This window comes from Microbacterium testaceum (assembly GCF_003075375.1).
Classification (GTDB): Bacteria; Actinomycetota; Actinomycetes; order Actinomycetales; family Microbacteriaceae; genus Microbacterium; species Microbacterium testaceum_E.
Window position 1 is genome coordinate 1 of the sequence record NZ_QDFT01000072.1, and the last position, 8,845, is coordinate 8,845.

Sequence of the window (8,845 nt, forward strand, 5' to 3'; positions counted from 1 at the left end):
GGCCTGGTCGGCGCCCTCGCCGAGGGCGCCGACCAGGCCAGTGCCATCGCGTCGGGCGTGCACGTCTCGTTCCTCGTCGGCGCGATCATCGCGACCGCGGCGGTCGTGCTCTCGTGCTTCGTGCGCAAGCCGGCCGAGAACGAAGAGAGCGACGCGCCCGTCGTCGCACACTGACGCGGCGCCGGGGCGGTGCGGCCGTCCCGGATCCGCCGCCGGTGGACCGACGAGAGTCGACCCGTCAGAGAGAGCAGGAACCGCCGCCGCAGCACTGCGAGGCGGGGCGCGAGTCGTCGTCGGTGTCGACGGCGGGAGCGTTCAGCAGGGTGATGAGAGGCCGGGCCGCGCTCGCGGTGTCGGTCGTGGGTTCTCCGGACATGCGCTCCATGCTACGCCTGCGCGCGCGGGTGGGCTCCGGAGCAGCACGGGGTCGCAGCGGAAGCCCGCGCTAACCCCGTCGCCCGGCATCCGCAACCCCCGCCCACCCGCCGCGGCGGGTTCCTAGCGTGGGAGCACCCCCACCCACAACGAAGAGAGGCGTACTCATGACCGATCTCAGCGGTAAGCGCATCGCGTTCCTGGCCACCGATGGTTTCGAAGACAGCGAGCTCACCAGCCCGTGGGAGGCCGTCACCTCCGCCGGCGCCGAGGCCGTCCTGGTCTCGCCCACCGAGGGCAGCATCAGCGGCGAGAACGGCCACGAGCAGAAGGTCGACCTGGCCGTGTCGGGCGCTTCGGCCGGCGATTTCGACGCGCTCGTGCTGCCGGGCGGTGTGCAGAACGCCGACGACATCCGCATCGTGAAGGATGCCGTGTCCTTCACCCGCGACTTCTTCGACCAGCACAAGCCGGTCGCCGTCATCTGCCACGGCGGGTGGATCCTGACCGAGGCCGACGTCCTGAAGGGCCGCACGCTGACGAGCTACCCCACCCTGCAGACCGACCTGCGCAACGCCGGCGCCACGTGGGTCGACGAAGAGGTCCACGTCGACCAGGGCCTGGTCTCGAGCCGCAACCCCGACGACCTGCCCGCCTTCAACGCGAAGCTCGTCGAAGAGGTCGCCGAGGGCAAGCACTCCGGCCAGAACGCCTGAGCGCCCGACCGTGAAGGGCCTCGGACCGCGGTCCGGGGCCCTTCGTCGTGCGGGCGAGCACCCCATCAGTCGCAGCCTCCGTCACCCGCGGAACCCCGCACCCGCGGCCCGGGCCGGGGCGTCAGCCGCCCTGGCACGACGGACACCACTGCCCGCCGCCCTTCGTCCCCGGGATGTCCTCGACCACGCCGCCGCACCCCGGACACGGCTCGCCCGTCCGGCCGTGCACCTTCATCGCGGCCACCTTCGCCGCCTTCTGCTCGGCGATGGGCACGCCGCGGCGGTCACGCGAGGCCCCGCCGAGCACGTCGCGCAGTGCCGTCCACAGCCGGGTGATCTCGGCATCCGTCAGACTCGCCGCGTGCGAGACGGGGTCGAGCCCGGCCGCGAACAAGATCTCGTCCGAGTAGGCGTTGCCGATCCCGGCGAGGCTCTCCTGCTCCTGCAGCAGCGCCTTGAGCTGCTTGCGTCGACCGCCCAGCGCCGCGACCAGCGTGTCGCGCGAGAACGCCGGGTCGAGCGCGTCGGGACCGAGCTTGGCCACCGCCGGCACGTCGCCGGGGGCGTCGACGACGTGCAGCTGCACCGACAGCCAGTCGCCGGCATCCGTGATGCCCAGGATGCCGTCATCGAACACGACGCGCGCGATCACCGCCGCACCGCCCGCCGCCTCGGCCGCGGCCGTCGCGGTCTCGTCCCAGGTCGCCCAGCCCGCCCGACCGAAGCCGAGCGCGAGGTGCGTTCCGTCGAGATCGACGTCGATGTGCTTGCCGAAGCGTTGCACCGCGGTGACGCTCCGGCCGACCAGCTCGTCGAGCGGCCGAAAGCGCGTCTTGAGCGCCCGGCCCTCGACGAGGTCGACGCCGGTGACCCGGTGCCCGGTCAGGCGCTCGCGCAGGAACAACGCGAGCGCCTCGACCTCGGGTGCCTCGGGCATGGGGCGTGGGTCAGGCGCCGGTCTCGACCGACGAGGACGGACCGGTCGACGACGGCGCCGGGTCGGCGACGGGCTCGCGGCGGGCCGTCTCGGCGAACGCCTCAGCCACGGCGCGGCCCTGGATGATCTGCGTCAGGTCGATGCCGGTGGCCGCCTTGACCGCCTCGAACGACGAGCGCAGCCCCGTCGCGGACTCGGTGGCGAGGTGGCCGCTCGCCCCCTGGCCGCCGAGCACCGTGACGTTGCCGACGCGGTCGTAGCCCTTGGCGAACTCGGCCATCATCGGCACGAGGGCTTCGAGCGCGCGCTGCGCGAGCAGTGCCTCCTGGTTCTGCGACAGCGCCTCGGCCTCGGCGCGGATCGCTTCTGCACGGGCCTGCCCGGCCAGGCGCACCGACTCGGCGTCGGCCTCGGCGCGCACGCGCACGGCGGACGCCTCTTGCTCGGCGATCTGGGCACGGGCCTGGGCGGCCTTGATCTGGGCGTACGAGTCGGCGTCGGCGTTCTTCTGACGCTGGTACAGGTCGGCGTCGGCCACGCGGTTGACCTCGGACTCGAGGCGCGCCTGCGTATTCTGCGCCTCTTGCTCGAGCACCGCCTGGCGGCGCTCGGCACGGGCGAGGGCCTCGGCCTGCTCGGCCTCGGCGTTGGCACGACCGACCTCGGCCTTGGCCGCGGCGCTGTTCTTGTCGAGCTTGGTCTGCTCGATCAGGTTGGCCTCGTCGGTCGCGATCTGGCGCGCACGGATCTCGCGCACCGCGTTGATGCGGGCGACCTCGGCCTCGCGCTTGACGCGCTCGACCTCGGTGGCGCCGAGGGCGGCGATGTAGCCGTTGCCGTCGGTGACGCCCTGGATCTGGAAGGAGTCGAGGATCAGACCCTGCGACGACAGGTCGGCTTTGATGCCCTCGGCGATCTGGTCGGACAAGCGCTGCCGGTCGCGCATGAGTTCTTCGACGGTCAGGGTCGCGACGACACCGCGCAGCGCACCCTCGAGCTGCTCGGTGGTGAACTGCTCGATCGCCTTGTCCTGCGAGGCGAAACGCTCGGCCGCGCGACGCACGGACTCGGGATCGGAGCCGATCTTGACCAGGGCCACACCGCTGACGTTGACCGTGACACCGTTCGAGGACTGCGCGGTGGGCTCCATCTTGATCTGGCGCGCCCGCAGCGAGATCATCTCGCCGCGCTGGGTGAGCGGGTTGACGATCGCGCCGCCGCCGGTGATGACGGTAATCCGCGAGGACTCGCCGTCGGCGCTCTTCTGCCGCTTACCGACGATCACCAGTGCTTCGTCGGCCTTGGCCACGCGGTACCACCCGCGCACGACCAGCGCGAGGACCAGGATGACGACGACCGCGACGACCACGACGATGACGGCGATGAGGCCGACTGCTCCGAGAGCGGCGAATTCCATGCTTCTCCTTCGACGGGTGCCGCTCGCGCGACACGGGGGGAATTCCCTCCAACCTATCCGGGGGCCCGCGGGCGCTGTCCAGCCTTTCCACGCATGATCCGCGGTCCCGCCGGGGTGGGGAGGAGCGTACCGTTGAGGGTGAGGCGGCCCGAACCGCCGAAGAAGGGTCCCCCATGAAGATCGTCTCGTCGCAGGATTGGCGCGACGCCATCCGCTTCGACGCCCCCGTCCTCGTCGCCGACGTCGTGCCCGGTGAGGCCACGCGCTGCGTGGCCTGCGGAGCCGACGGACCGCTGTACGAGCGCACCGAGCTGTGGGCGGTGAAGCACCGTCACCCGAAGCACCACGGCGGTTTCGTCCGGTTCTACTGCGAGCTGCACAAGCCGGCCGCTCCCCCGCCGCCGCCGGCCCCGACCATCGAACAGCGTCGCGCGCGCGCCGCCGCACCCAAGACCGAACGGCGCACGGCGAGCCCCAAGCCCACGCCGATCACCGATCGCCCCACGCGGGCGATGTGCCCGGACTGCTTCGTCGAGGTCTCGGCCGGTGGCGACTGCGGCATGTGCGGCGCACAGGTCGTCTGACCCTCGAACGACGCGAACCGCCCCGGATCTGTCCGGGGCGGTTCGTCGTTCGTGCGGGTCAGCGCGCCGAGATGGTCCAGCCGGCCTCGTACGAGGCGCCCGGGTCGAGCGACACCCTTCCCGTGTCGAAGTCGTAGGCGTCGTCGTTGAAGGCGTCGGGGGCGCAGGTCATCGGTTCGACGGCCAGACCCGCGCGGTGTCCCGGCGTCCCGGGCCCGGCGGGCAGGTCGGCGGTGTGGATCTGCACCCAGGAGCACTCGTCGCCCCAGCTCATGGCCACCCCGGTACCCGAGGGGTCGGTGACGGTCACGGTGGCGCGGGCGTCGGCATCCCGGATCAATCCCGTGTACGCGTGGTCGATCTCGACCGCGCCCAGCACGCGCTCCTCGCGGAAGTCGAAGCGCGCCGCGTCGACGCCGACGGGGGCGAGGCCCACGGGCGACAGGCGGTCGGGGGTCACCTCGAGCACGGTGTCGGCGGGGAGCGTCAGGCTCCACTCGTCGAGGGCGCCCGGGCCGGCCACCAGGTAGGGGTGCGGACCGGTGCCCCAGGGGGCGGGCGTGTCCGAGAGGTTGGTCGCGCGCACCGTCTGCGTGAGACCCTCGGCGCCCAGGCGGAAGGTGGTCGACACCACGAGCCACCACGGGTAGCCGGCCTGCGCGGTGACCGTCGCCGAGAGGGTGACGGCGTCGTCCGAGACTTCGGCGACGTTCCAGTCGACCCACGACAGCAGACCGTGCAGCGCGTGGCCGCGGTTCGGCTCGGTGAGGGGCAGCTGGTGCTCGATCCCGTCGAAGCGGTGGATGCCGTCCACCACCCGGTTGGGCCAGGGGGCGAGCGTGGTGCCGCGGTAGGCGGGACGCAGTTCGTCGGCGTCGAAGGGGACGACGAGGTCGCGTCCGTCGTACGTGAGCGAGCGGAGGGACGCGCCGACGCTGGCGATCGCGGCTTCGTAGCCGTGGGCGCGCAGGACGACGGGAGTACCCGAGACCAGCGTGGGGGTCTCGGTGGGAACGGCTGCGGTCATGCCGTCATTATCGCGGTTCCCCGGATGCCGCCCGGACACGACGAATGCCCCGACCCAGAGGCCGGGGCATTCGGGGAGGGCGGCTTACTTGAAGGCGTCCTTGACGTTCTCGCCGGCCTGCTTGGTGTGGGCCTTGGTCTGATCGGCCTGACCCTCTGCTTCGAGGCGCTCGTTGTTCGTCGCCTTGCCCGCAGCTTCCTTCGCCTTGCCAGCGATGTTCTCAGCGGCGTTCTTGATCTTGTCGTCGAGTCCCATGGTCGGCTCCTCCCGTGTGGTCTTCGGGTATCTCCCGATTGCGTTCACGCTAGGTCGGGGGCTTCGGGATGCCGGGGGGGTTGAAATTCCGCTCGTGGTGAGGCACTGCCCCGGGTTAGGTTCGAAGCATGCGCGGGGGGAACGCTTTCATCTGTCACGCCGGGGCGACGTCATGACGACGCCGGACACGCTCGACGACTTCGCCGGCCTGCTCGACGATGCGCCCGGGCCCACGCGGTCGGATGGCCGAGCAGGACGCATCGCCCTGCTGGTGTTCCTCGCGATCGTCCTGGCCGTTCTGGGCACCGGCGGCGGGTACGTGTGGTGGGCGTCGGCGGCGGCGTTGCCGGCTCCCACGGTGACCTCGCGGGCGCCCGCCGTCGCGCCGGGGCCGGCGGCGGCGGTGGCGATGCCGGGCACCGGCCAGGCGGTGCTGGCCGTGTCGGGCGGAGACGGGTTCCTGACCACGGACGGCAACGGCGTGCTCGCGGCGTCCGGAGACGGCTCGCCCCTGCCGATGGCGAGCGTGACGAAGCTCATCACGGCGCTGGTCGTCCTCGACGCGCACCCGCTCGCGAGCGCCACCGATCCCGGCCCCACGATCGCGTTCAGCGAGGCCGACACCGATCTGTACGACCAGTTCTACGTCCGCGACGCGGTCATCTCGCGCATGCCCGACGGGCTGCGCCTGTCGCTGCACGACTCCCTGGCGACCATGCTGCTGCCCTCGTCGGCGAACTACGCCGTCGCGGTGGCGCGCTGGGGGTTCGGTTCCGAGGACGCGTTCGTCCGCGCCGCGCGGTCGTGGTTGAGCGCCCACGGGCTCGAGAACACCCGGATCGTGGATGCCACGGGCCTCGACGCCCGCAACACCAGCACCGTCGGCGACCTGCTGACGCTCGGCCGCCTGGCCGCCGCAGATCCGACGATCGCCGCGCTCGCCAACACCCGCTCGATCAGCGTCGAGGGCGCCGGAACCGTGACCAACACCAACGACCTGCTCGGCACGCTCGGCATCTCGGGGCTGAAGACGGGCAACCTCGGCGACGGCACCTTCAACCTGCTGTTCACCTCGACGCTCGACGTCGGCATCGACGCCCCGCTGCAGATCGTGGGCGTGCGCCTGGGCGGCGAGACCCACGACAGCACCGATTCGGACGTGGTCCGCATGCTGCAGTCGCTGAAGGACGGCTTCCACGACGTCACCGTCGGCACCGTCGGCGACGAGATCGGCGAGATCTCGACCGCATGGGGATCGCAGGCCTCCCTCGTCCTCGCGCGCGGCGAGAAGCTGCGGACGTGGTCCGACACCCCGGTGACGGTCGACCTCGCCACCTCCGCGCCGCAGACCTATGCCGAGGGCGAGGTCGTCGGCCGGATCACCTGGACAGCGGGACCGCGATCCGCCTCGTCCAACGTCAAGATCTCGGGCGAGCTCGGCGAGCCGACCCTGTGGTGGCGCCTGACCCACCCGGGGCAGCTCGGCTGAGCGGGACTCACACGGCGGGCAGGTCGGCGTGCGCGACGACCGACCGCTGGGTGTCGCGCAGCTCCAGGCGCACCGTCTCGGACCGCGGCACCGCGGCGTTCATGCGGCAGACGATCGGCACCTCGGACCCCAGGACCTCGCCCGCGGGGAACTCCGTGCCGTCCGCGCCGACGAAGACGAGCTCGTAGGTCGCCCCGACGTTCAGGCCGGTCGCCTCCAGGTACGCCTCGGTCCCCCAGGTGTGGGCGACGACCTGCGCATCCACGTCGACCCCGGCGTCGTCATCGGTGACGGCGAGCTGCTCGACCGCACCGAGCGTCCCGGGAGGACCGGACGGGACGGAGGGCTGCACGAGGGCGGCGCCGTTCGCGCCGATGACTAGGCCACCCAGCAGACAGGCCGCGGCCACGGTCGGCACGAGCCACGGCCGCCGCGGACGCCGTACGGGCTCGACGACCCGCGGCCCCTCGGCCGTCTCGCCCTCGGCACGGAGGATGGATGCCGCGATCCGGGCCTCGAGGTCCGAGTCGTCGCGCGGCGGAGTCCACGCCAGATCGCCCTGTCGCAGTCGCGCGGTGATCCCGCGCAGGCCCTCGTACTCGTCGGCGCGGCGCGGATCGCGCCGCAACTCGTCGAACTCGACGGTCTCGGCGGGAGACAGTTCCCCGGCGAGGGCGGCGGCGCAGAGCTCCGCCCAACGGTCATCGGGAGTGCGCATCAGGCTCCTCCATTCCTTCGAGGTGCGTGCGGAGGGCGCGCAGCGCGTGGAACGTGCGCGTACGCCAGGTCGAGACGGGGATGCCGGTGGCATCCGAGAGGTCCTGATAAGAACGCCCGTGCAGGTGCACCGAGACGACCGCGGTGCGATGGGCGTCGCTGAGGTGCGACAGGGCCTCGAGCATGTGCAGGCGGTCGAGCGGGTCGATCGCCTCGGCGGTGCGCGAATGCAGCTCCGCGTCGTCGCCGATGAGCGGCAGGCGGGCGCGGGCGCGCAGGGTGTCGATGATGACGTTGCGCGCGATCGCAAAGAGCCACGTGCGCTCGGACGCGTGCGCGGGATCGAACCGGTCGCGTGCACGCCAGGCGCGCAGGAACGTCTCCTGCACGCAGTCCTCGGCCAGCGGCCGATCGCGCAGAGCGTTCACCGTGTAGCCGAGCAGCGCGCTGCCGTGGTCGCGGTAGGCGCGGTGGACGTCGAAGTCCGGCGGGCGGCGGGGCGACACGGGCATGCGCGTCTCCTCGCGGTTCGCGGCGGTCCGCTTCATCGGTGCCGTCCTCTCCGAGGCTAACGCGCGCCGTGCGGGTGCCTCGTCAGGGGATACGACGGCGCCCCGCCGACCGTTCATCCGAGAATCGCAACGGGCCGTGAACGCTGCGGCCACCGCCGTCGTACACCCTCGCAACCGGACCGAGTCGGTCCCGATCGAAAGGCACGACGATGACGAAGACGTACACCCGCCCCCTGATGATCGGCGCCACGGCGGGCGTCGCCCTGCTGGCGTTCGCCGCTCCCGCCCACGCCGAGACCGAGGTCGCCGAACCCGCCGAGTTCACCAGCGCCTTCACGGTCATGGCCACCCCCGACCAGGTGATCAACAACGACGGCGTCGCCACCCCCGGGCAGAGCGGCGCGACGGGCACCTTCACGTTCCGCATCAATTCCGAGCTCGAGATCATCTGCTACGACATCCGCCTCGAGGGCGTCTCGGGCGACTACCAGAGCCCCGCCAAGACCGCGACGCACATCCACGAGGCCGCGGTCGGCAAGCCCGGCCCGCCGCGCATCGCCTTCCCCAACCCCGCGCCCGTCGGCGACGGACCGCGCGAGTCCTCGGGCTGCCTGCAGGGCCCCTTCACCACGGGCGTCCAGGCCAACGGCGCCGACACGGGCGACGGCTTCTCGCTCGCCGAGATCGAGGCCAACCCCGCCGGCTTCACCGGCGACTCGCACACCGCCACCTCGCCCGCGGGCGTCGTGCGCGGTCAGCTCAGCGCCATCCCCGTCGGCGGGGTCGACACCGGCGMCGGCGGGGATGGCGCTGAGC

At 72.1% G+C, this 8,845-nt stretch carries 11 protein-coding genes; 4 read left to right on the forward strand and 7 right to left on the reverse strand.

Going from position 1 to position 8,845, the window contains the following annotated elements; all coding sequences use genetic code 11:
* Positions 1–238 precede the first annotated feature (238 nt).
* Positions 239–376 carry a hypothetical protein gene (locus tag DC432_RS16555; protein WP_165801278.1) on the reverse strand — a complete coding sequence of 46 codons (138 nt, stop codon included), beginning with the start codon at positions 374–376 and terminating at the stop codon, positions 239–241.
* A 166-nt stretch (positions 377–542) separates the two neighbouring features.
* Between DC432_RS16555 and DC432_RS15375 the strand changes: the two genes are divergently transcribed.
* A complete protein-coding gene (locus DC432_RS15375; RefSeq protein WP_116538586.1) occupies positions 543–1,091 on the forward strand; it encodes a type 1 glutamine amidotransferase domain-containing protein in 549 nt (182 codons plus the stop codon).
* A gap of 121 nt (positions 1,092–1,212) precedes the next feature.
* On the opposite strand, the gene DC432_RS15380 is transcribed toward DC432_RS15375, so the two are convergent.
* Positions 1,213–2,028 carry a DNA-formamidopyrimidine glycosylase family protein gene (locus DC432_RS15380; protein WP_116538587.1) on the reverse strand — a complete coding sequence of 272 codons (816 nt, stop codon included), beginning with the start codon at positions 2,026–2,028 and terminating at the stop codon, positions 1,213–1,215.
* 10 nt (positions 2,029–2,038) lie between these two features.
* Positions 2,039–3,445: an SPFH domain-containing protein gene (locus DC432_RS15385; RefSeq protein ID WP_116538588.1), complete on the reverse strand. Its 1,407-nt coding sequence runs from the start codon at positions 3,443–3,445 to the stop codon at positions 2,039–2,041.
* 173 nt (positions 3,446–3,618) lie between these two features.
* On the opposite strand from DC432_RS15385, the gene DC432_RS15390 reads away from it, so the two are divergent.
* Positions 3,619–4,029 (forward strand): glucose-6-phosphate dehydrogenase, encoded by a 411-nt coding sequence (locus tag DC432_RS15390; protein WP_116538589.1) that lies wholly within the window; start codon positions 3,619–3,621, stop codon positions 4,027–4,029.
* Positions 4,030–4,087: 58 nt separating this feature from the next.
* Here DC432_RS15390 and DC432_RS15395 read toward each other — a convergent pair whose 3' ends face one another.
* Both DC432_RS15395 and DC432_RS15400 read right to left on the reverse strand, forming a co-directional pair.
* Positions 4,088–5,056, reverse strand: coding sequence for an aldose 1-epimerase family protein (locus DC432_RS15395; protein WP_116538590.1), 969 nt, complete (start codon positions 5,054–5,056; stop codon positions 4,088–4,090).
* Positions 5,057–5,140: 84 nt separating this feature from the next.
* Positions 5,141–5,311 (reverse strand): CsbD family protein, encoded by a 171-nt coding sequence (locus DC432_RS15400; protein ID WP_116538591.1) that lies wholly within the window; start codon positions 5,309–5,311, stop codon positions 5,141–5,143.
* Positions 5,312–5,483: 172 nt separating this feature from the next.
* Here DC432_RS15400 and DC432_RS15405 point away from each other — a divergent pair, with 172 nt between their 5' ends.
* On the forward strand, positions 5,484–6,800 hold the full coding sequence (locus tag DC432_RS15405) for a D-alanyl-D-alanine carboxypeptidase family protein (RefSeq protein ID WP_116538592.1): 1,317 nt from the start codon (positions 5,484–5,486) through the stop codon (positions 6,798–6,800).
* A gap of 7 nt (positions 6,801–6,807) precedes the next feature.
* Here the strand turns inward: DC432_RS15405 and DC432_RS15410 are convergent, their stop codons facing one another.
* Both DC432_RS15410 and DC432_RS15415 read right to left on the reverse strand, forming a co-directional pair.
* Complete coding sequence (locus tag DC432_RS15410; RefSeq protein WP_116538446.1) at positions 6,808–7,518, reverse strand: hypothetical protein; 711 nt, start codon at positions 7,516–7,518, stop codon at positions 6,808–6,810.
* Entirely contained in the window at positions 7,502–8,029 is a 528-nt protein-coding gene (locus DC432_RS15415; protein ID WP_243393145.1) for a sigma-70 family RNA polymerase sigma factor, read from the reverse strand. The genes DC432_RS15410 and DC432_RS15415 overlap by 17 nt, the downstream gene beginning before the upstream one ends.
* Positions 8,030–8,238: 209 nt before the next feature.
* On the opposite strand from DC432_RS15415, the gene DC432_RS15420 reads away from it, so the two are divergent.
* A partial coding sequence (locus DC432_RS15420; RefSeq protein WP_116538593.1) for a CHRD domain-containing protein occupies positions 8,239–8,845 on the forward strand: 607 nt, incomplete at its 3' end.

What these genes read in the sequence shown, in the direction of transcription:
- DC432_RS16555 (WP_165801278.1), bottom strand. Translation starts at nt 376, where the DNA reads ATGTCCGGAGAACCCACGACCGACACCGCGAGCGCGGCCCGGCCTCTC.
- DC432_RS15375 (WP_116538586.1), top strand. Translation starts at nt 543, where the DNA reads ATGACCGATCTCAGCGGTAAGCGCATCGCGTTCCTGGCCACCGATGGT.
- DC432_RS15380 (WP_116538587.1), bottom strand. Translation starts at nt 2,028, where the DNA reads ATGCCCGAGGCACCCGAGGTCGAGGCGCTCGCGTTGTTCCTGCGCGAG.
- DC432_RS15385 (WP_116538588.1), bottom strand. Translation starts at nt 3,445, where the DNA reads ATGGAATTCGCCGCTCTCGGAGCAGTCGGCCTCATCGCCGTCATCGTC.
- DC432_RS15390 (WP_116538589.1), top strand. Translation starts at nt 3,619, where the DNA reads ATGAAGATCGTCTCGTCGCAGGATTGGCGCGACGCCATCCGCTTCGAC.
- DC432_RS15395 (WP_116538590.1), bottom strand. Translation starts at nt 5,056, where the DNA reads ATGACCGCAGCCGTTCCCACCGAGACCCCCACGCTGGTCTCGGGTACT.
- DC432_RS15400 (WP_116538591.1), bottom strand. Translation starts at nt 5,311, where the DNA reads ATGGGACTCGACGACAAGATCAAGAACGCCGCTGAGAACATCGCTGGC.
- DC432_RS15405 (WP_116538592.1), top strand. Translation starts at nt 5,484, where the DNA reads ATGACGACGCCGGACACGCTCGACGACTTCGCCGGCCTGCTCGACGAT.
- DC432_RS15410 (WP_116538446.1), bottom strand. Translation starts at nt 7,518, where the DNA reads ATGCGCACTCCCGATGACCGTTGGGCGGAGCTCTGCGCCGCCGCCCTC.
- DC432_RS15415 (WP_243393145.1), bottom strand. Translation starts at nt 8,029, where the DNA reads ATGCCCGTGTCGCCCCGCCGCCCGCCGGACTTCGACGTCCACCGCGCC.